16 protein-coding genes, 1 tRNA gene and 1 CRISPR repeat array are annotated in these 22166 nt (G+C 53.6%); of the genes, 12 read left to right on the forward strand and 5 right to left on the reverse strand.

Going from position 1 to position 22166, the window contains the following annotated elements:
- Positions 1-9: 9 nt before the first annotated feature.
- Positions 10-1446 carry a hypothetical protein gene (locus MRY86_RS02680; RefSeq protein WP_293569102.1) on the forward strand — a complete coding sequence of 479 codons (1437 nt, stop codon included), beginning with the start codon at positions 10-12 and terminating at the stop codon, positions 1444-1446.
- A complete protein-coding gene (locus MRY86_RS02685; protein ID WP_293569104.1) occupies positions 1443-1772 on the forward strand; it encodes a hypothetical protein in 330 nt (109 codons plus the stop codon). The genes MRY86_RS02680 and MRY86_RS02685 overlap by 4 nt, the downstream gene beginning before the upstream one ends.
- Before the next feature lie 47 nt (positions 1773-1819).
- Positions 1820-2222: direct repeats of the CRISPR family, unit length 37 nt; unit sequence GTTTCAAGCCTTGTTTTAGTGGAACTAGCATTTAAAC.
- A 21-nt stretch (positions 2223-2243) separates the two neighbouring features.
- Here the strand turns inward: MRY86_RS02685 and MRY86_RS02690 are convergent.
- Both MRY86_RS02690 and MRY86_RS02695 read right to left on the reverse strand, forming a co-directional pair.
- Positions 2244-3401, reverse strand: coding sequence for a site-specific integrase (locus tag MRY86_RS02690; RefSeq protein WP_293570995.1), 1158 nt, complete (start codon positions 3399-3401; stop codon positions 2244-2246).
- 157 nt (positions 3402-3558) lie between these two features.
- Positions 3559-3632, reverse strand: a tRNA-Asp gene (locus tag MRY86_RS02695).
- Between the two features lie 297 nt (positions 3633-3929).
- On the opposite strand from MRY86_RS02695, the gene MRY86_RS02700 reads away from it, so the two are divergent.
- From MRY86_RS02700 to MRY86_RS02715, 4 genes are all read left to right on the forward strand, one after another.
- Positions 3930-4901, forward strand: a complete 972-nt coding sequence (locus MRY86_RS02700; protein ID WP_293569108.1) for an acetyl-CoA carboxylase carboxyltransferase subunit alpha — start codon at positions 3930-3932, stop codon at positions 4899-4901.
- Positions 4902-4940: 39 nt separating this feature from the next.
- Positions 4941-5495, forward strand: coding sequence for a hypothetical protein (locus tag MRY86_RS02705; protein ID WP_293569110.1), 555 nt, complete (start codon positions 4941-4943; stop codon positions 5493-5495).
- The gene (gene dapA / locus MRY86_RS02710; RefSeq protein ID WP_293569112.1) at positions 5473-6369 is read left to right on the forward strand and encodes a 4-hydroxy-tetrahydrodipicolinate synthase; all 897 of its coding nucleotides are present in this window, start codon (positions 5473-5475) and stop codon (positions 6367-6369) included. The genes MRY86_RS02705 and dapA overlap by 23 nt, the downstream gene beginning before the upstream one ends.
- Positions 6370-6436: 67 nt before the next feature.
- The gene (locus MRY86_RS02715) at positions 6437-8368 is read left to right on the forward strand and encodes an OmpA family protein (RefSeq protein ID WP_293569114.1); all 1932 of its coding nucleotides are present in this window, start codon (positions 6437-6439) and stop codon (positions 8366-8368) included.
- A gap of 1 nt (position 8369) precedes the next feature.
- On the opposite strand, the gene MRY86_RS02720 is transcribed toward MRY86_RS02715, so the two are convergent.
- Positions 8370-8786 (reverse strand): molybdenum cofactor biosynthesis protein MoaE, encoded by a 417-nt coding sequence (locus MRY86_RS02720; protein ID WP_044218283.1) that lies wholly within the window; start codon positions 8784-8786, stop codon positions 8370-8372.
- A gap of 120 nt (positions 8787-8906) precedes the next feature.
- Between MRY86_RS02720 and MRY86_RS02725 the strand changes: the two genes are divergently transcribed.
- The 6 genes from MRY86_RS02725 (at position 8907) to MRY86_RS02750 (ending at position 17923) form a co-directional block, all read left to right on the forward strand.
- Positions 8907-9605, forward strand: a complete 699-nt coding sequence (locus MRY86_RS02725) for a metallophosphoesterase family protein (RefSeq protein ID WP_293569117.1) — start codon at positions 8907-8909, stop codon at positions 9603-9605.
- Positions 9602-10147, forward strand: a complete 546-nt coding sequence (locus MRY86_RS02730) for an RNA 2'-phosphotransferase (RefSeq protein WP_293569119.1) — start codon at positions 9602-9604, stop codon at positions 10145-10147. The genes MRY86_RS02725 and MRY86_RS02730 overlap by 4 nt, the downstream gene beginning before the upstream one ends.
- Before the next feature lie 113 nt (positions 10148-10260).
- Positions 10261-11349, forward strand: coding sequence for an efflux RND transporter periplasmic adaptor subunit (locus MRY86_RS02735; protein ID WP_293569121.1), 1089 nt, complete (start codon positions 10261-10263; stop codon positions 11347-11349).
- A gap of 8 nt (positions 11350-11357) precedes the next feature.
- Positions 11358-14444, forward strand: coding sequence for an efflux RND transporter permease subunit (locus tag MRY86_RS02740; RefSeq protein WP_293569123.1), 3087 nt, complete (start codon positions 11358-11360; stop codon positions 14442-14444).
- 35 nt (positions 14445-14479) lie between these two features.
- Entirely contained in the window at positions 14480-17269 is a 2790-nt protein-coding gene (polA, locus tag MRY86_RS02745) for a DNA polymerase I (protein ID WP_293569125.1), read from the forward strand.
- Positions 17270-17473: 204 nt separating this feature from the next.
- Positions 17474-17923, forward strand: a complete 450-nt coding sequence (locus MRY86_RS02750) for a DinB family protein (protein ID WP_293569127.1) — start codon at positions 17474-17476, stop codon at positions 17921-17923.
- On the opposite strand, the gene MRY86_RS02755 is transcribed toward MRY86_RS02750, so the two are convergent.
- Both MRY86_RS02755 and MRY86_RS02760 read right to left on the reverse strand, forming a co-directional pair.
- Positions 17898-19013: a ThuA domain-containing protein gene (locus tag MRY86_RS02755; RefSeq protein WP_293569129.1), complete on the reverse strand. Its 1116-nt coding sequence runs from the start codon at positions 19011-19013 to the stop codon at positions 17898-17900. The two genes, MRY86_RS02750 and MRY86_RS02755, sit on opposite strands and share 26 nt — an antisense overlap.
- 8 nt (positions 19014-19021) lie before the next feature.
- Positions 19022-22096 carry a PVC-type heme-binding CxxCH protein gene (locus MRY86_RS02760; protein ID WP_293569131.1) on the reverse strand — a complete coding sequence of 1025 codons (3075 nt, stop codon included), beginning with the start codon at positions 22094-22096 and terminating at the stop codon, positions 19022-19024.
- Positions 22097-22166: the final 70 nt, after the last annotated feature.

A 22166-nucleotide genomic window follows, 5' to 3' on the forward strand; every position in this document is an offset into this window, starting at 1 on the left:
ACGAGAGCTATGAAACACGAGAGTAAAGCCAAAGCATACGTGCAGGAGATCGGCAAGAAGATCGAAGGCCTGCCTACGAAGTTCAAAGAGAACTTTGAAGCCATGGAGGAATTCGAGGACATTATGTACGCCCTTCAGCCGAATATGCCAGAGTACAAAGAAGCCCTGGCAGAGTGGAAGGACTACGACGAGCAGATCCTTGCTGCCCTTCAGCGCGACTTCCCCAAAAAAAAGCCTGCGCCAAAGGCTGCCTCAAAACCTGCCGGAACTGCCAAAGCGCCGGCGAATGAAGCTTCAGACCTGTTCGAAACAACAGAGAAGCTTCCCAAGGCTGCTCGTGAAATAGTAGAGCAGATGTTTGAGGACATGGAAGGCGGGCAAATGTCCTATGAAGACCAGCGCAAATATCTGGAGCGGCTGGAATCAGAAGGCTATACCTTTGAAATGGACATGGGAGGTATGCCGACTGACTTGAAAAAGAAGCCCGCTACTGATAAGAAAAAACCGGCACCAAAGAAGAAGGCAAAGCCTGATACTTATTCTTGGAAGAAGGCGGTACCGGTGGCAGAACTCCAACCTGTGGTCCTGCACTGCCAGCACTACCACGTCACCGTCAAGGAACCGACCGAGGTAAGCCTGAAAGGAACCGGCAACGCCAGCCGTAAGGTAACAGCAAAACCTGGTGAGCACATTATCTTTGATGACAAAGGACACCCAGTGTTCATTATGAATGCTGCCAGCTTCGCCCGTAAATGCACTGAGCAAAGCACAGTAGAAAAGCATAAGGAGGACAAACATAAGCCGGCATCCAAGCCAAAGGCAAGCACAACGAAGCCCAAGAGTAAGCCGAAACCGAAGCCAAAAACATCAAAAACTGCACAGGCCTCATCAAAATCTGATAACAAAAAGCCAGCTGCAGCGAAATCGGCCAGCACCAGCAAACCAGCCGCCAAGAAAAACGAACCGGCACCAAAGAAAAAGCCCGAGAGCAAGCCTGCCAGCTCCCGCCGTAGCCCGGTAGCGGTGATCGAGCAAGAGATCAATGATATCCGGAATACGCAGAAAAAGGACATGAGCGCCACCGAGCGGGAGCAGCTCAAAAAAGAGTACGCTGACCTGGAGGAAAAGGCATCCAACAAGAGCTATATCGGGTATATCCGCAACCAGCTCAAAGCAGCCGAAAAGGATGGCGTGAAGCTCAGCGAAGCCCAGGTCCGTAAGTTGGGGCAAATGATACAGCCCCTCATCCAAAACCCGAGCGGTGCCTTCATAGATATGCTGTACTCCAACAAAAAGCGACTGAAGCCCACCTATGAGAATCTGTTGCGCTGGACGGAGAGCCCGGACCGGTATGACCTGATCGGTGTGGACACGGCGCGGACAGATGAAACGGTGACGGCGCGGAAGCCGGAGAAGCCGTCTATTTTCACGTTGCTTGGGATATGATGCGCGGCTGGTACAAAATCACAATCCGAAGCCGCACCTTCTATCTGCATGAAGGTCTGAACGGCACAAAGCGAACGGCAGTCTACACGGCTACCGGTAAGCTCTTGTGCCGGTTCGGAAAGCCAGGCAGCGCCATCCGCCCGGGAACCGACAAAGGCAACAGCTACTGTGCCAGGAGCGCGAAGATCAAGATCGCGCCACACTGGACGAAGAGCCCGAATTGGTGGAGCAGGTTGAAATGGAGTTGTCAGGGAAGCCGAAGTGTGAGCAAAGCCCTGTACATGGGCAAGGCGAAGAAAGTCAAGCCACCAGGCTGGAGTGTATAGTTTTTTTCATATGTATGTTTGTTGGCCCTGGGCGATTGCCTGGGGCTTTTTCTATCCTTGTTTTAGTGGAACTAGCATTTAAACATACCATGTCAGTGGGGGTTGATTTCAAATTTTTCAGTTTCAAGCCTTGTTTTAGTGGAACTAGCATTTAAACCCCGGCAGGGCTAGTATAATCTTGATTTTGAAAGTTGTTTCAAGCCTTGTTTTAGTGGAACTAGCATTTAAACCTGGTTTCAACCGTTCATTTAGGAAAAATCGAACACGTTTCAAGCCTTGTTTTAGTGGAACTAGCATTTAAACAGCGATTGTGATTACGATCAATGCCGCGAAGAACAAGTTTCAAGCCTTGTTTTAGTGGAACTAGCATTTAAACTAATTGAACATTATTTGATACCGATGGGAAAAAAGCAGTTTCAAGCCTTGTTTTAGTGGAACTAGCATTTAAACTCGTATATCTGATTCCGCAATTTAATCAAAAAACCCTAGTTTTTTTGCCAATTTCGCACTATCCATCCCACTGGCCCGTAGGTAAATTTCCACAGTGCTCAATTTCTTCCAGCCACCAATATCGGCTATAGTTTTCAGACTGGCACCTTGAAGATGCAGGTTAGTCGCCGCACTACGCCGGGCTGTATGGAAGGTCACGAACTGGCTTTTCGGCCCGCTCTGCTTCCCCTGGGAGACTATCCAATTAATGCCGGCCATGCTGGCAATCCTTTTCAGCTCCCTGTTAGCCTGCTGATTACTTGTGAAGCTCAGATCATAGTTGTATTTCTCCAGGAGGCGGGCAGCTTTGGTAGATACCGGCACGGTAGCCCGGATATCTGTCTTCTCGCTCTTGTACTGTAGGAATAGCTGATCTTCCTTCTGTACGATGTTCGTGCGGTTGATTCTAACCACATCAGAAAACCGCATTAAGAAATAATAGGCAACCAGCCATCGGTCTTTCTCTTTTTCCAGTGAAGGGTTGTAAGACAAGTCTAGTTTTTCTATTTGTGCGATCTCGCCTTCTGTGAGGAATATTTTGTGACTGGTTGATGACCGATGCGTAACAAAGTAAGCCTTTTGATATTCGGCATTATCATGCAAACCCTGTTCGTGTGCCGATCTCATTACAGCCTTGATCGTCTTGATGTATTTGCCAAGACCAGCGTTTGAACATCCATTCTGTAGATTATATTTCGAGAACGAGTAGTACCAGTCCCGGTCGATATCAGAGAATCTAAGGTCTTTAAGGCCCATATACTTCTCGTATTCGCGCAGTCGCTTGAGCACAGACCTGTACACGCCAAGTGTAGAGGCTTTCAGCGACTGATCTGTAGCTATGAAGTCCTCCAGGTAGCCTAACAGGCTGGAAGACTTCGGTTCTTTCTTCCCATAATCCGATAGCTTGCCCCCATCCAGCAGGAAGGCTTGTATTTCATTTTGGAGCCCTGCTATTTTCGCGTTGTACTGCCTGGCCAGCGGGTGAGATTTGACGACCTGCCCCTTTGAGTTCAACTGATCGGGCAGCACGTACAAGCCAGTAGAGATGTAGCGCTTTTCACCATCGTGGAAGATGTACAGTTTGATGGCTTTCGTCCCATCTTTCCGAGCACTGTAGCTCAACATAGTTCTACAATTCACTATACCTGATTTTTGTAGAACAATAATAGAAAAAAAGGGGCAAAAATAGGCGCTTTGAAGCAAGAAAAGGCAGGAACAGGAGGCAGGGAAAACGGGCTGAACGCCAATAAAAAAGCCGCATTCAGCGTGAATGCAGCTTTTCGTGAAAATTACTCAGCGGTCCGGACGGGACTCGAACCCGCGACCCCATGCGTGACAGGCATGTATTCTAACCAACTGAACTACCGGACCTTTATTTCTTAGCTAAAAGCCGCTTTTGGCTCTCGTTTTTTACCAACCAACGCCGCTATTGCGTCATTGCGAGTGCAAATATAAACGCGTTTTTAATTCGATGCAACCTTTCGCTAAAAAAAAGTGAAAAAAAATATTTCACCCTCCGACTCTCTACCCTTATTGCTACTTTTGTGGTTCTCTAAACCCCAGACGAATACCACTTTAGTTGATCAATACGCCAAAGGAGTGACTTACAGGTACGAATCGCCTCATCGAAAGCACAGCTCGTACCCCACTCTAACAAAAACTAGGACTATGGTTTTCCTCGAATTTGAAAAGCCCTTAGAAAGCCTCTACGAACAGCTCGAAAAAATCAAGCAGGTCGGAAAAGAAGGCGATGTCGACGTTTCTGAAATGACGCGCGAGCTGGAAAACAAGATCAAAAATAAACGCAAAGAAATCTACAGCAACCTCACTGGCTGGCAGAAGGTACAACTCTCCCGCCACCCGGAGCGGCCTTACACCTTATATTACATTGAGCAGATGTGCCGAAAGTTTGTCGAGCTCCACGGCGACCGCTACTACGCCGATGACAAGGCGATCGTGGGCGGGCTGGGCTCACTCGACGGGCAAACGGTGGTTATCCTCGGACATCAAAAGGGGGTGAATACCAAAATGCGGCAGTACCGCAACTTCGGCATGGCCAACCCGGAGGGCTACCGCAAAGCCCTGCGGCTCATGAAGCTGGCTGAGCGCTTCGGTTACCCCGTAGTCTGCCTGATTGATACTCCGGGTGCCTTCCCGGGACTGGAAGCTGAAGAGCGCGGACAGGCGGAAGCCATCGCCCGCAACCTCTTTGAAATGGCTCAGCTGAAAGTACCTGTGGTTTGCGCGGTCATTGGCGAAGGTGCCTCGGGAGGCGCTATCGGCATCGGGCTGGGCGACCGGGTCTATATGCTGGAAAATACCTGGTACTCTGTGATTTCTCCGGAGTCCTGCTCTTCCATCCTGTGGCGCAGCTGGGACTATAAGGAACAGGCTGCCGAAGCCCTAAAGCTCACCGCCGACCACATGTACGAATTCGGGATCATCGATGGCATCATCAAAGAGCCCCTCGGTGGCGCACACTCTGCTCCCGAAGAAATGGCTAAACTCCTCAAGCGCCAAATCAAAAAAGCGATCGCTGAGGTGCAGGATATGACACCTGAAGACCGGATCGACGCCCGCATCAACAAGTACAGTCAGATTGGTGTTTATGAACGGGTGGCTACAGAAGATGCCAAATAGCAGCCAACGACTACCCACCACAAATAAACCTCTATGGGTATGCTGAAAAACCTGCGCCTGAAGTTTCACTTCAAGGCTTTGCATAATGAACTGAATAACCGCAAACCTTCCAAAGACCGCAGTGCCGTGACCTGGAAAGGAGCGAAATCTATTGGTATCCTATTTGATGCCAATGAGCCTGACCACCGCAAGCGCATCCTGAAATACGCCGACGAGCTCCGTAAAAAGGGCAAACAGGTTCGGCTGCTGGGTTACCTCAGTCAGCATCAGGAGGGCGAGGAATTCCCGTTCCGCACTTTCTCACCCAAAGACCAGGACTGGCGCTACTGCCCCAGAGGTGAGGAAGTACGGGAATTTATGAGCCAATCCTTCGACCTGCTTTTCTTTCTCGGGCTGCAGAGCACCCTCTGGAGCGAGTACGTTGCCGCACTCTCTAAAGCCAAGCTGCGGGTCGGTCCTTCCACAGACCATACCTACGCTTACGACCTCATGATCGAGGTGCCGGAAAAAGCCGGCCTGCCCGCATTTATCACTCAAATGGAAAACCTGCTCGGCAAAACCAATACGCCCTATGAAGCCGCAACCGCAACTTAGTGGCACGGGCGTTGCCCTTGTTACGCCTTTTCGCAATAAAGCTATTGATTTTCCCGCCTTGTCCCGCCTGATTGAGCATACCATTCAGGGTGGTGTCGACTTCATCGTTTCTCTGGGCACGACCGGAGAGGCCATCACACAAAGCTCAGAAGAATGCCGGGAGGTCTTGTCCTTTACCGTCCGCGAAGTCAAGGGGCGTGTGCCTGTAGTCGCAGGCCTCTTTGGCAGCAATTACACCGAAAAACTGGTCAATGCCCTCAAAATATACGACTTTGAAGGCATCGCCGCTATCATGTCGAGCAGCCCGGCTTACAGCAAGCCTTCTCAGGAGGGTATCTATCAGCACTATATGGCTGTGGCGGAGGCTTCACCTGTGCCGGTTATCATTTATAATGTACCGGGGCGGACTTGCTCCAATATTGAGGCGGAAACCACCCTCCGCCTTGCCCACAGCAGCGACCGTTTTCTGGCGGTGAAAGAGGCTTCCGGCGATTTGGCGCAAGCCATTTCCATTCTCAAGGATAAACCGGCGCATTTCCAGGTATGGTCGGGCGAAGACCCCCTGACCCTTCCCATGATCGCCTGCGGGGCGACCGGGGTGATCTCGGTAATTGCCAATGCTTTTCCCAATGCCTTTTCCAACATGGTGCGCCACGCGAGAGCTGGTGAACTGCAAGCCGCCCGGAAGTGGAACGACCGCCTTCATGACATCCATCCTTATCTCTACGTGGATGGCAACCCTTCCGGCATCAAAGGAGCATTGGAAATGATCGGCATTTGCAGCAAGGAGACCCGTATCCCGCTTGTGCCGCTGACAGACCAGACGTATCAGGAATTGCACCAGGTGATTGAAAAAGCCGGGCTGTTGCCCTAATATCGCCAGGCAACCGCACCATACCTTCTTTTACAACGTTAATAAGTAGAGCAAAAACCATATTTCTATGCGCCTACTTGTCGCTGCCTTGCCGCTGCTGTTGACTTTCTCCCTCTACGGGCAAGACTACCTGACCGTTAAAGACCTGAATAAAAAAGCGGAAAAACAGTACGAATCTGCTCAAAGCCACATCAATGCCGGTCAAAATACCGCTGCAATTGAAGTACTCGACAAACTCCTGGAAAAGGAGCCTTCCTTTATCGATGGCCACCTCATGCAGGCCGACCTCCACCTTAGGCAGCGCGCTTTCGCAAAAGCAGAATCGGGCTTTGAAACGGCACTGCGCCTCGACAGCACCTACGCTCCACTGGCCTACTACCTGTTGGCGCAAGCCGAGTTTGAACAACAAAAATATGCAGAAGCTCAAATCCACCTGAAAGCCTACTTCGCTACCGGCAAGGTACCCCAAAAGCGCATGACCGAAGCCCGGCAGCTGCTCCGAAGCGCGGAGTTCGCCGCAGAAGCGATTCAAAACCCTGTACCCTTCGCCCCACAACCCCTGCCCGCTACCATCAATACCGACCGGCCCGAGTACCTGCCTTCCATGAATGCCAATGGCGAATTCCTGGTGTACACCACCCGCACCACACCCCGCAACGAAGACATCTTCATCAGTCAGCGGCAGGACTCCACCTGGGGCCCTGGCCAGCCCCTCGACGCCCTCAATACGCCTTTCAACGACAGCAGCCCCAGCCTCTCCGCCGATGGGCGCGCCATGGCCTTTGCCCGCAACGATCGCAGTGGCAATTTTGACCTCTACTATGCCCGTCAGGAAAACGGCACCTGGCAGGATCCCGAACGCCTGCCCGCTCCTGTCAATACCGGAGGATTCGAATCTCAGCCCGCCCTTTCTGCCGATGGCAACCTGCTGCTGTTTGTAAGCGACCGGGAAGGGGGCTTCGGCCGGCTCGACCTCTGGGTTACCCGCCGCAATCCTAATGGCTCCTGGCGCGATCCGCAAAACCTGGGGGATATGATCAACACGCCCCTCAACGAACAGGCGCCCTTCTTCCACCCCGATGGCCAAACCCTCTACTTCATGTCTAAAGGCCACCCGGGCATGGGGCAGTACGACCTATTCCTGGCCCGCCTCAAACCCGATGGCTCCTGGAGCCGCCCCTACAACCTGGGTTATCCCATCAACACCGCTAATAACGAAGGGGCGCTGATTGTAAGCCTCGATGGCAAAACCGCCTACTTCGATACGGACCAGCTCGGCCCCACAGCCCGCACCCAGGAAATGGGCAATGCCGACCTCTACACCTTCGGCCTTTATCCGGATGCCCGCCCACAGCCTGCCACTTATGTGGAAGCTACCGTAAGGGACGCAGTGTCTAAGCGACCGCTCCGGGCGAAGCTGGAGTTTGTCCGCCTCAATACTCAAAAAACACACCAACAGGGGCTAACCGATGAGCGCGGGCAGTTCCTCGTGGTCTTGCCCATGGGGCAGGACTATGCCCTCAATGTGAGCAAGGAAGGCTACCTCTTCCATTCGGAAAACTTCGCCCTTAGCGAGCTGACAGACCTGACGGAGCCTTACCAACTCATTATCGAACTGCGCCCCGTGCCGGAAACGGATATCTCAGTGGAAAAACCCAGCGCGCCTGTGGTGCTCCGCAACGTATTCTTTGCTTCCGGCTCCGCAGAGCTCAAGCAGGAGTCTATCCCAGAGCTCAACCAGCTCAAGTCTTTTCTGGAGGACAACCCGGAACGGGGCATTATCATCAATGGCCATACCGATAATGTGGGGGAGGAAGCGGACAACCTCGCCCTGTCCGAAGCCCGGGCCAAAGCCGTACGCGACTACCTGGCTTCCCATGGTATCAACCCCATCCGCCTGGGCTACAAAGGCTACGGGGAAAGCCGGCCCATTGCCACCAATGAGACGCCCGAAGGCCGTGCCCTGAACCGGCGTACAGAATTTGAAATTGTAAAGTAATTCAGGGGTGCGCTGCCACCCACACTTCCCCGTCTTCAAAGATTTCCTTCTTCCAGATAGGCACCGTTTGCTTTAGGGTATCAATGGCGAATTCGCAGGCTTCGAAGGAGGCTTTGCGGTGAGGGGTGGAAACGGCAATGATCACGGCAATCTCGCCCAGCTCCAATGTGCCCACCCGGTGGTGAAAGGCGATTTTCTCCACCGGCCACCGCGCTTTGGCCTGATCGGCAATTTTCTGCATTTCCTTAATAGCCATAGGCTCGTAGGCCTCAAAGTCGAGGCGGAGCACGCGCTTGCCTTGCGTGTTATCGCGCACCGTACCAATAAATACATCAATAGCGCCGGCGCTGTGGCTACCTACAAAATTAATGCACTGCTGCGGCTGAAGTGGTGTGTGTAGCAATTGTATATCGGTCATAAAACTGCTTTTCTAAGACTATTTTTGAAATTCGCTCCAACAGCAAATTCCAAAAAAGTCTAATCATGTTGGGAACGATTTCACCCTCGTGGGCGGTTCCTTTCCAAAAGTAAGAAAATAATGCCCCAATTTGCTGTAAGCGACATCCACGGCTGTGCCAAAACCTTCGATGCCCTGCTGAACGAAATCCAGCTTAGCCCCTCCGATGAGCTATTCCTCCTCGGGGATTATATCGACCGCGGGCCGGACAGCAAAGGCGTAATCGATAAAATCCTGGCCCTGCAAAAAGATGGCTACCGGGTACAGTGCCTGATGGGCAACCACGAGGAAATGCTGCTGGAATGCCTAAACCCTGCTGCTTTTGGCATGGCTGATTTATGGCAAAAAAATGGCGGTAACACCACCCTCCAAAGCTTTAGCCTGCCCGAAAATGCCAACCCCATGCATATCCCCAAGCTGTATCTTGATTTCATGCACCGGCTGCACCTTTACCTTGAGGTGGGCCCTTACCTTTTGGTCCATGCCGGCCTGAACTTCAAAGCGCCGGAGCCTTTGCAAGACCTGAATGCCATGCTTTGGATCCGTGGCTTTTATCGGGACATCAACTACGACTGGCTCGATGGGCGCATCCTCTTACACGGACATACGCCGCAAAATACAGAGGCTACCGAACTGCAGCTCCAAAGTCTGCCCGAAAAGCAAGTGATCAATATCGATACCGGCTGCGTATTCAATAAGCATGGCCGGGATACACTCACCGGCTTCAACCTCACCGACCAAACCTTAACTTTCGTAAAAAACCAGGAAACCCGGCCATGACACCTCAGGACTACAAGCAAATCAGCAAAAAACTAAGCCTGCTCCTACGCCACAAACCGGAGCTTTACCACCTTGAACTGGACCCTCAGGGCTGGTGTGGGGTGGACGCTCTGCTCGCCGCCTTCCGAAGAAACGGGCAATCCCTCGACCGGCCTACCCTGGAAGCGGTAGTTGCTCAAAATGATAAACAGCGCTTTGCCTTTTCCCCGGATGGAACACGCATACGGGCCAATCAGGGGCATTCCATTGCCGTGCAGCTGGAGTATGCACCTCAGGAACCGCCCGAAGTGCTTTTTCACGGAACGGCCACCCGTTTCCTTAGCAGCATCTATGAAAAAGGGCTGCTGAAGCAACAGCGGCATCATGTGCATTTGTCACCGGACATAGAGACCGCCTCAAAAGTGGGCGCCCGGCACGGCAAATTAGCGCTACTGAAGGTCGATTCGGCCCGTATGTTTGCAGACGGGTATTCGTTTTTTCGTTCGGATAACGGCGTGTGGCTTACGGAGCAAGTACCGCCCGCTTACATCCAGCCTGTATGAGAATCTGGCGTAATCTATCCCCCTCCACAACTAATACCTCAGGGAATGGGTTAACCTAAAACAACTTAACACATTGTGTCGGAAAGGCACACTCCTAAGAATGCCCTGTTTCTATGTCAAGAAAAGCCACCCGCATTGCGGCCCTGCTGGCCATTGCCCTGTTAGCCGCCTTGTTTTTCTTCTTCCAGGACGACATCCTGGGTAAAGATCAACCTCGAAACGCCGCTGCTGCCGAAAATGCAGCCCAACCGGAAGCCCCTCCTCAAACTCCGGTTGAAGCGATTGTCACGCAGGCAACCTCGCTGCGCGATGCCATTTCCGTCAACGGTTCTACCGTACCCAACGAAGAAGTCGCCATCACTTCAGAGGTGGCTGGCAAGATCATCAGCATTAACTTCCGGGAAGGAGACTATGCAAAAGCCGGGCAGGTGCTGGTGCAATTGGATGACGACGAGCTGCAGGCCGAACGCAAACGACTCGTCGTCCAACGGCGGCTTAACGAAAAAATCGCCGAGCGCCTCAAAGCCCTCTACGACAAAGAAGGTGTAAGCTTGCAGGAGTACGAAGTGGCAGCCGCCGAAGTCGAAAAAACAGAAGCCGATATTGCACTGGTCGATGCACAGTTGAGAAAACGAGTGGTCCGCGCACCTTTCGCGGGACGCCTCGGCCTGCGCATGGTTTCTGAAGGCAGCTACCTTTCTCCGGGCACGCCCATCGTTAGCCTGGTGAGCATCAACCCCATCAAGCTGGAGTTTGACGTACCAGAAAAGTACAGCCGGGCGATTGAAACCGGAGGCCAGGTGAATTTCCGCCTTGATGGTAAAGAAAATAGCTTTCAGGCTACCGTCATCGCCAAAGAGCCGAATATTGACCCGGAGACCCGCACCCTTCGATTTAAGGCACAGGCACCCAACCCCGGCGGTCACATCCTGCCCGGCGCTTTTGCTGATGTGCAAGTGGAGCTGGAGGAATTTGCAGGCACCATCCTGGTCCCCACTCAGGCTATCATCCCTGAACTAAATGATAAAAAAGTCTTCCGCTACGAAAATGGCAAAGCGCAGCCCGTTATTGTAAATACAGGAATACGACAGGAGCGTAATATTCAAATTTTGGAAGGGCTTAACGTGGGCGACACCATCATCACCACTGGGCTGCTGCAAATCAAGCCAGGCGACCCTGTCCGTATTTCCAAGCTAAATTAACCACACCTATGAGCCTGTCATCCCTAAGTATAAAGCGCCCGGTACTGGCATCCGTCTTGTCTATCGTCATCGTGCTCTTCGGCCTTATCGGGCTGACCTACCTGGGCGTACGCGAGTACCCAAGTGTGGACCCTCCCATCATTACCGTTACCACCAACTACGTAGGGGCCAACGCAGATATCATTGAGTCTCAAATCACTGAGCCGGTGGAAGAAGCCGTGAATGGTATTGCCGGCATTCGCTCCATTACTTCCGTTAGCCGGGACGGACGAAGCACACTGACTGTAGAATTTGATCTAGAGGTAGACTTGGAAACCGCTGCCAACGATGTGCGCGACAAGGTCTCTCAGGTTGTGGGCGAGCTGCCCCCTGATACCGATCCGCCCGTAGTCTCTAAAGCTGATGCCGATTCTGATCCCATCATTTTCCTCAATATACAAAGCGACCAACGCTCCCTGCTTGAGCTCACCGATATCGCGGAGAATGTCTTCAAGGAGCGCCTTCAGACTATTAATGGTGTGAGTGAAATACGCATCTGGGGCCAGAAGAAATATGCCATGCGCCTGTGGATTGAGGCAGAACGGCTGGCGGCCTATGGGCTTACCCCTTTGGATGTACAGCAAGCCTTACAACGTGAAAATATAGAACTCCCCTCCGGCCGGGTAGAAGGAGCCAACACCGAGCTCACCGTACGAACACAAGGCAGGCTCACCACCCCTGATGAATTCAATAACCTCATCCTGAAAGAAGAAAACGGCCGTATTGTCCGCTTCCGCGATATCGGCTACGCTGAGCTGGGCCCGGAAAACTTGCGTACCGTACTCAAGCGGGACGGCGTGCCTATGGTGGGCAACGCCATCGTACCCCAACCTGGGGCCAACAATATCGAAATTGCCGATGCCTTCTACGAACGCCTCGAGCAAATCAAAAAAGACCTGCCCGCTGACATCCAACTGGGTATTGGCTTCGATAAAACGCAGTTTATCCGTGACTCCATCGATGAAGTGGAGCAGACCATCTATGTCGCATTCGGGCTGGTGGTCATGATTATCTTTTTATTCCTGCGTGACTGGCGGACTACCATTATCCCGGTCATTGTTATCCCCATTGCCCTTATCGGTGCCTTCTTTGTGATGTATGCCGCCAATTTCTCCATCAACGTGCTCACACTACTGGGCATCGTGCTCGCCATCGGGCTGGTGGTGGATGACGCTGTGGTCGTCCTTGAAAATATTTACACGAAAGTGGAAAATGGCATGACGCCCCTTGAAGCAGCTATGAAAGGCAGTGAAGAAATTTTCTTTGCTGTTATTGCCACTACCGTAGCGCTGGTTGCCGTTTTTATGCCGGTCATCTTCTTGCAGGGCCTTACCGGGCGCCTGTTCCGGGAGTTCGGCATCGTCATCGCCGGAGCCGTGGTCATCTCCTCCTTTGTGGCCCTCACCCTTACGCCCATGCTGTCGAGCAGTATCCTGAAAAAGCGCGAACGGCAGCCCTGGTTTTACCGGGTCACCGAGCCCTTTTTCGTTGCCCTGACCAAAGGCTACCGCAGTACCCTGAATGGTTTCATGCAGGTCCGCTGGCTGGCACTGGTCATCATGGCAATCTCAGGCTGGGCCATCTATGCCATCGGGGGCGGGCTGCCTCAGGAACTGGCACCCTTGGAGGACCGAAGCCGTATCCGGGCTTTTGCCCGTGCCCCGGAAGGCTCCACCTTTGAATACATGGATGCCTATACCAATGACCTGGTCGAAACAATGGTCGAGGCCATACCCGAGAGCGAAGGGGTGATTTCCGTAACCTCCCCCGGCTTTGGTGCTTCCACTTCCGTAAATTCTGCTTTTGCCTTTGCCGTCCTGGAAGATCCTCAAAAAAGGGAACGCAGTCAGACGGAAATTCTCAATGCGATACGACCTGAAGTCAGCGAATTGACCGGAGCCCTGACGTATCTCAGTGAAGAGCAGAGCATCGGCAACGGCCGGGGAGGGCTACCAGTACAGTACGTACTGCAGGCCCCAAATTTCGAAAAGCTCAAAGAGACCCTGCCTCGCTTTGTGGAGAAAGTCAAGCAAGACCCGACCTTCAGCTTTGTGGATGTCGACCTGAAGTTCAACAAACCGGAGCTGAACATCGAAATCAACCGGCAGAAAGCCCGTGACCTGGGTGTTTCTGTACTGGATATTGCGCAGACCCTCCAACTGGGGCTCAGCGGGCAGCGCTTCGGGTATTTCATTATGAATGGCAAACAGTATCAGGTCATTGGGCAGATACAGCGCGAAGGACGAGACGAACCCGTTGATTTACGCTCCCTTTATGTACGTAATGACGCCGGAAATATGGTGCAGCTGGACAATCTGGTCACCCTGGAAGAGCAAATCACTCCACCGACGCTGTTCCGCTTCAACCGCTTTGCTTCTGCTACTGTATCCGCTGGCCTGTCGGGCGACAATACCCTGGGCAACGGTATCGAAGCCATGAACCGCATCGCAGCGGAAACACTGGACGATGGCTTTTACACCACCCTGACTGGTACGTCCCGCGATTTTGCGGAAAGCTCCTCCAGCCTGGTCTTCGCTTTTGCGCTGGCATTGGTGCTTATCTACCTGGTTTTAGCAGCCCAGTTTGAGAGCTTTATCGATCCGTTTATCATCATGTTCACCGTGCCCCTCGCGCTGGCAGGCGCTGTTTTATCCCTGATGCTCTACGGGCAAACCCTGAACATATTCAGTCAGATCGGCATTATCATGCTCATTGGTCTGGTAGCCAAAAACGGCATCCTGATTGTGGAATTCGCCAATCAGCGGAAAGAAGCCGGGCTGAGCCGCCTGGAAGCCATCAAGGAGGCTGCCGAAGCACGTTTCCGACCCATCCTCATGACGAGCCTGTCCACCATATTGGGCGTATTGCCGATTGCCCTGGCGCTGGGTGCCGGGTCTGAAAGCCGGGTCTCTATGGGTATCGCCGTCATCGGCGGGCTGGTCTTTTCAACGGTGCTGACACTCTACGTGATTCCGGCCATTTATTCCTATCTTTCCAGCAAAGAAGCCAAACGCACCAAGCGGGAGGAACAACTCAAGGCACTGGAGGAGGCGTAGGGAAACTGAAAAGCTAAAAACGCAGACGAAAACGAATGGCAGACGAAAAAAAACTCTTCTTACTGGATGGTCACGCCCTGGTCTACCGGGCACACTTTGCATTCATCAACCGCCCACTGATCAATTCCAAGGGGGTCAACACCTCGGCCGTTATGGGCTTCACCCGGACGCTTTGGGACCTCATGCGCGATCAGAAGCCGACCCACATTGCTGTTGCCTTTGATTTATCCACCCCCACTTTCCGGCATGAGATGTATGAGCCCTACAAGGCCAACCGGGAGGAACAGCCGGAGGATATCGTCGTCGCCATTCCGTACATCGAAGCCATCGTAAAAGCCTTTAACATCCCTATCGTCACCGTAGATGGGTACGAAGCAGATGATGTGATCGGCACCCTTGCCAAGCAGGCCGAAAAGGAGGGCTTCAAAGTCTACATGGTGACGCCGGATAAGGACTTTGGGCAGCTTGTATCTGATAATGTCTTCCTGTACAAACCCTCTCGTCAGGGCAATGGCGTGGACATCATGGGCGTACCGGAGATTCTCAAGAAGTGGGATGTGGAGCGGGTTGAGCAGGTCATCGATATGCTGGGGCTGCAGGGCGATGCCGTGGACAATATTCCGGGCGTACCGGGCATTGGCCCAAAGACCGCCTCCAAATTGCTGGCACAATTTGGTTCCATGGAAACCCTGCTGGACAGCACAGACCAGCTCAAAGGCAAACAAAAGGAACGCCTGGAAGAACACCGGGAACAAGCCTTGCTGTCCAAAAAGCTGGCCGTGATCGAAACCCAGGTGCCCATTCAGTTTGATGCGGAGGCCTACAAAATTGAGGGGCAGGACAACGACCGCCTCGCCGAGCTGTTCAAAGAACTGGAATTCCGAAGCCTGGCCAGGCAGATACTGGGAGAGGACAAAGTGCCGCAGGAAAATGCACAGGGCGACCTCTTCAATCAGCAGAGCGAAACCAAATCGGAGGTCAAAGCACCGCCAGCTCATTCTGTAGCCGACAAAAATATTGGCAATACCAAGCATGCTTACCACCTGGTAGATAGCGAAGAAAAACGGGCTGAGCTCCTTCAGCTCCTGATGGAAGCCAAGCGCATTTGTTTCGATACGGAAACGACCGGCATCGACGCCACACAGGCAGAATTGGTGGGCATGTCCTTTGCCGTAAAGGCCCACGAAGCCTACTACGTGCCCGTGCCCTCAGGCTATGAAGAAGCGACCCGCCTCGTGCAGCAGTTCAAAGCGGTGATGGAGGACGAGAACATCGAAAAGGTCGCCCAAAACCTCAAGTACGACGCCCTAATGCTTCGCCGCTATGGCGTGGAAGTCAAAGGCCCCTACTTCGACACTATGATCGCCCACTACCTGCTGGAGCCCGAGCTGCGCCACAATATGGACTACCTCTCGGAGACCTACCTCAAGTACCAGCCGATTGAGATCGAAAGCCTCATTGGCAAAAAGGGCAAGAAGCAAAAGACCATGCGCGACCTGCCGCCGGAGGAAGTGAAAGATTACGCGGCCGAAGATGCCGACATCACGCTTCAGCTCAGAGAATACCTCGCGCCTAAACTGGAGGAAGAAGGCTTCCAAAAACTATACGAAGAAATTGAAGCGCCCCTGGTGCGCGCCCTGGTCAATATCGAGCACGAGGGCATACGGCTCAATGCCGATTACCTCAAGTCTTATTCTAAAGAATTGGCTAAGGAAATCGATCAGCTGGAAAAGGAAATCCACGAAGATGCAGGCACGGCATTTAACGTGGCCTCCCCCCGTCAGGTCGGGGAAGTCCTCTTTGAGAAAATGGAGCTGCCCTACCGTTTCAAAAAAACCAAGTCTGGACAGTACTCCACCAGTGAGGAGAAATTGGCAGAACTGGCCGGAGAGTACCCCATCGTTCAGAAAATCCTGGACTACCGGGGCCTGACCAAGCTGCGGTCCACCTACGTCGACGCCCTGCCTAAGCTCATCAATCCGCTTACCGGGCGCATCCATAGCTCTTTTAATCAGGCGCTGACCGCTACTGGCCGGCTTAGCTCCAATAACCCTAACCTACAGAATATACCAATTCGGACACCGCAGGGGGCCCGGGTGCGGGAGGCTTTTATCCCGCGCGATGAAGACCACGTCCTCCTTGCCGCCGACTATTCTCAGATCGAGCTGCGCCTAATCGCGGAGATGAGCGGGGAAGAAGCCATGCTGGAAGCCTTTAAGTCGGGTAAAGACGTCCACTCTGCCACTGCTGCCCGCGTATTTGACGTACCCTACGAGGAGGTCACAAGGGAACAACGCTACCGGGCCAAGACCGTCAATTTCGCACTCATCTACGGGGCGGGCGCTACGAACCTGTCTCAGCAATTGGGCATCAAGCGCAGCGAAGCCAAGGAACTGATCGATCAGTACTTCAGCCGCTACCCGGACCTGAAGGGCTACATGGACGGCATTGTGGAAAAAGCCCGAAAGGACGGCTATGTCAAGACCCTGATGGGCCGCCGCCGCTACCTGCGCGATATCGACTCCCGAAATGGGGTACTCCGCAGCCACGCCGAGCGCAACGCCATCAACACCCCGGTACAGGGTACAGCTGCGGATATGATCAAGATTGCCATGGTGCGCATCAATGATATTTTCGAAAAAGAGCAATTCAAGTCAAAGATGATCCTGCAGGTACATGACGAACTGGTCTTTGATGCCCACAAGTCGGAGCTCGACACCATCAAGCCGATCATTGAAGAGCATATGGTCAACGCCATCCCTAACCTTAATGTGCCGATCCTGGTAGAAATGGGGGAAGGGCAGAACTGGCGGGAAGCTCATTAGTAGTGGAAAAAAACCAGTTGCGTATTTTCTTTTTTCGAGAAGCCTTTAGTAGTGGGGCAAAAATAAAATACACAACTTTCAAAAAGCTTTTGCCCCAACATTGCACAAAACTCGCCCTCTGGTTGGTTTTGTGCAACGTTGGAACAAAACCAGTTGTGCATTTTATTTTTCGAGAAGCCCTTAACAAAAAACAAACCACCTATTATGAATTTGTCCACCACCCGACAGACCCGGGCCAACTTCATCCGGCTGCTTTCCGGCATGAGCCTGGAAGCCGTAAACCACATACCGGAAGGCTTCAACAATAACCTGATCTGGAATTTCGGGCACATCATTGCCACACAGCAGTTGCTCACCTACAGCTTATCCGGGCTAAACCCCAAAGTAGAAGACGAAGTCCTCGCAGCCTTCCGCAAGGGCACTAAACCCGAAAAAGTGCATACCACAGCTGAACTGGAAGGGTTGAAAAAACTAGCGGTCACTACCCTTGATCAGTTTGAGGCCGACTTCGAGGCGGGCTTGTTCCAGACCTTCGAATCCTATCCCACCAGCTACGGAGTAGAACTCACTAATATTGAGGAAGCGGCTTCGTTCAACGCATTGCACGAAGCCCTCCACCTGGGCTACGCTATGGCATTGAAGCGGGCACTCTAAGCTGCCGCTCCTGCCAGTACGCATCATCGTGAAATTGGAAAGCTGTGGGCTGGTAATCGCCTATGGTATCCACATTCGCGGCTTCCGGCACCGACTGCCCGGTCAGGTAAAAAGCAGCATTCACCAACAGGAGGCGAAACTCCTCGTCGAGCAAATCTGTAGAGGCACCCATCGTGCAGGCGAAGGCTTTTCCGGCTTGCCCGCCTGGTAATTGATAGGGCTTCAGCCAAGCTACCGGCATCATCGGCTGATTGGGATTGTAGAAACGCTCGCTCGCCGGATTGGTAGAGGCAATCGCCCATTGGTCTTCCCGCATGCCGTACATCACATCAGACTCATCGTAACTCTTGGTATTATCTGTCACCTGCCCGTAAACCAGGGGCGTGGCTGTACTGTCCAATGGCCCGGACAAACCATACACATCTGTAGGGCCCCATATTTCACCCGACTGAATGCCATTGAGCACGGGATGCTTCGCCGCCTCTCGTGGAATGATCCCTCGTGTACTTTGGTGCTTGTGGTGCCCGTGATGGCTGTGCCAGTTGGTGCCCAGCACCAGTTGCCCGAACCCACCGTGCCAGGCTTCCTTCTCCCCCTGATAATAATTGCCCCAGTGCCTCCAGGGGCTGAGTGTATCCCTGAACCGGAACGCATGAGTAGCGGTACGAAGCCCAATGACCGGCTTCCCTGCCTCCAAATAGGCTTTGAAGTACCCCATCTGCTCATCGGGAAGCTCCCGGAAACGAGTGAAAAGCACCAGCAAATCTGCCTCCTCCAGCTGCTCCAGCCCCGGAATGTGGTAAACGTAGTTGGGGTTGATGATACCAGGCTGCTCTGGGTGCTGCGCAAAGAGCACCGTACAGTCAAAGCCGTGCCGCTGTGCGAGAATTTTGGCCAGTTGGGGCAGGGCCTCCTCCGACCGGTACTCCTCATCCCCGCTCACTAGTACGACCTTTGGGCGTTCCGTTGTTTCAGATGCCGGGCCGTAAGTCGCATAGGAAGGAGGCGGACCTTCTGGCGCTTTGGGGGGTTGCTCCCCGGCACAACTATAAAGCAGCAGGGTGGAAAACAACAGCAGTGTATACCTCATAGTCGTTTCTATTTTGGGTGTTGTCCCAGCAATTCCGCCGGGCGGTAAAAGCCTTCCTGATCCGCAACCGCAGCGCGTACCCTTTTAACTTCTGCCGGAGCAATGGGCCCTGCGCTGTTGCCAAAGGCATTGCGTACGTAAGATAGCACATCTGCGATTTCCTTGTCGCTCAACAAGCCCTCAAAAGCGGTCATAGGTACCTGCCCGGGGTAGTTTTGCCCATTGACCTCAATGGGGCCGTGCAGCCCTTTCAGCGTCAGTTTGATCAGGCGCTCCTTGCTGCCTGTTACCCATTCTGATCCGGCCAGGGGCGGGAACCCGGATGCGGTAAGCCCCTTTCCATCCGGCTGATGGCAGGTGATGCAGGAGCCTTCGCGCTCGTATACCTGTTGCCCGGGGCTAAGGATAGCTTCAAGGCCAGCTGATGCAACAACGGGCGTATCGGTGTAGAGGCGTTCTCGCAGGGCCGCGTATACTGGTTTCATCCACTCATCCACGGCTTCCTGTTCGGCACGTTCCAGCACAGACCGGGCAACGGCAGGCTCCAGCCAGGAAGCAGCCACGACAGCCTCCAGGCGCACCCGCCCATGGGTGTCACCGGCACCCGCTAACAGCAAGTCTGCCTGATCGGCTACCTGATGCCCGGTATAACGCAAAACGCGCACCGCTGCTGCCCGCACCCGGTAATCTTTGGCCTTGAGCAACTGCCGCAGCAAAGGCTCCTCTACCTGATTGAGCCCCCAACTGACCCAAAGCGCTTCGAGTAGATATCGTTCGTACCCGGCATCCAATGTGTCCAAATTCGCTATCCATCTGCGCAGGGCGGGCAGGACAGCGTCGGCATTTCTGCCTCTAAGCTCTCGGCGGGTCCGATAGCGGGTGCGGTACTCCGGCAGCTTGAGGTTATCCAATAAGGTGGGAATAGCTGCTCCGGCGATTTTGGCAGGCCGGACAAGGGGGCGGCCCGGGCAAGTCACCCGGTAGATACGTCCGTGGGCATGGTCGCGCAGAGGATCGCGGGCATTGTGCTGCATGTGACCGATAAGGCGGTTATGCCAGTCCACGAGATAAAGGGAGCCATCGGGCGCAAATTCCATATCCACAGGCCGGAAGTGAGGATCAGAAGACTGCAACAGGTCTTGCCGGTGGCGGCTGCTGTGCCCGGTCCCGGCTTCCAGCATTTGGTGCTGCTTGGTGCCCAGAAAGCCAATGGTGTTGTTGATGAGCAAATCGCCCTGCACTTCATCTGGGAAATGGCGGCTGGAGACAAATTCCAGGCCCGAGGTGGGACGTACCCGGTGAGCCGCCTCAATGATATTAGCTGCCTTGGGGCTGGCTTTTCCATATACCGGTGCAATAGTGCCCGGTGACATCCACCGCAAGTCAGGCCCGGAGGTTTCGGCGAAGAAGGGCTGTCCCCAGGTATCAAAGGCTATACCCCATGGATTGGGAATGGCCAGCTGCGCGGTGCGCTCCAGGTGACGCCGGGCGGGATTGTACCGGTAAAAGCCGCCATTTGTGCCACGGACAGTGCCGTACACTGTTTCTACGTTGGTGTGCAAAAACGTGCCCTCCCCCATGAAAATGGCGCCGGAGGGGTCCGCACAAAACGCGCTAATGGCGTGATGTGTATCGTGGTCGTCAAAACCGCTAAGCAAAATTTCCCCTCGATCTGCCCGGTCATCCCCATCCGTGTCCGTCAGCAACACCAGGCTGCTGCCTTGAGAAACGTACACACCTTCCGGGGCGATTTCAAACCCAATAGGCAGGTGCAGCCCATCGGCAAAGGTGGTCTGCCGGTCGGCTTTCCCATCCCCATCCGTATCTTCCAGGATGAGGATTTTATCGTTAGGGCGCTCATCGCCGGGCTTGTAGTGGGGGTAGGAAGGCATCACAGCAACCCACAGCCGACCTTTATTGTCGAAAGACAATTGTACGGGGTTAGCGAGGTCTTCGAATTCCTTTTCAGAGGCGAACAGCTCAACTTTATAGCCAGGGGCTGTTGTTAGTGTAGCTTCGGCTTCAGCTCCGTACCGGTAGGGAATCAGGCCTTCCGCCGGATCGAAATTGGTCTCCACAGGCGGTAGGCTTGGGGTGTGGGCATCGGCGGTCTTCAGGTCATAGGTCTCACTCTGCAAGAGCTTCCAGATAGCGGTGTCCCTTACTGCCGTCAGTGCACGGATTTTCCGGATTTCTGCCGGGTAATTGTCCGGCCCGTAGGGCTCGTAGCGGCGGCCATATACGTGCACGCTGTTGGGAATTTTGTAGTCGTTGGCCCAAAACCAGTTTTTGTCCAGCACGGCTTTCCGCACAGCACCGGTTGCAATCCTGATTTTAGGGCTTTCGCCAAAAAGCTGATCGGCCAGGTAGCTGGCTACGCGCTGATTGCCTGCATCATTCAGTTGCAGCCCGTCGATGGTCAGAGGCTGCCCTTCGGCATACCAGGCTTTGGAAGGCTCAAAAAGGTCGATGACCGGTACGCCTTCTGCCACTGCGACCTCCTGGATAGCATTAGCATACAGCGACAGCATGGCATTTTGCTGGTGGCCTTTCGGCAAATCCGTGGTAGCGGAGAGGTCTTGAATAGCGGTGGGCGTCACCAGGATCAGTTGGGGCGGGCGGATATCGTTATAAGCCTGCTCAAGCGTATGCTGGATAAAGGCCCGAAGCTCCGCTTTGAAAGTGGGCAACCGGCCCGGACCAAACTGTGCCGCATTATACCCCCAGAATGCCAGGATGATGTCAGCATTGAGGGTATCGAGCCATTCATCAGGATAGGGGAAGTGCCCCTCGCTGTGGGATGGGTTGGCCAACTCTTCGTAGTAAGCTTCAGCACCCGGGAAAGCCCAGGGTGTATTGCGGGCCGGGTGAGGGCGGAAGCCCGGCATATCGCCGCCGTCACAGAGGTTGCGTATAAACAAAAGGCTATCAGGGTGCCGCAGGTGGAAAGCCGTTTCCAGATGACCATAATGCAGCATGCGGGCACAAATATTCCCGCCAATGAGGGCGATGCGGCTGCCTTTCTGGACATTTACCTGGGGTTGCTGGTCAGAGGTACATGAATTCACCAAAACACTGAGCATCAAAATCAGTGGAAAACAACGGGGAAAAGGTGGAAAGCAGTTGAACATAAATGTACCTTATCGAAGATTA

The sequence above is a fragment of the Phaeodactylibacter sp. genome (assembly GCF_022763345.1).
Classification (GTDB): domain Bacteria; phylum Bacteroidota; class Bacteroidia; order Chitinophagales; family Saprospiraceae; genus Phaeodactylibacter.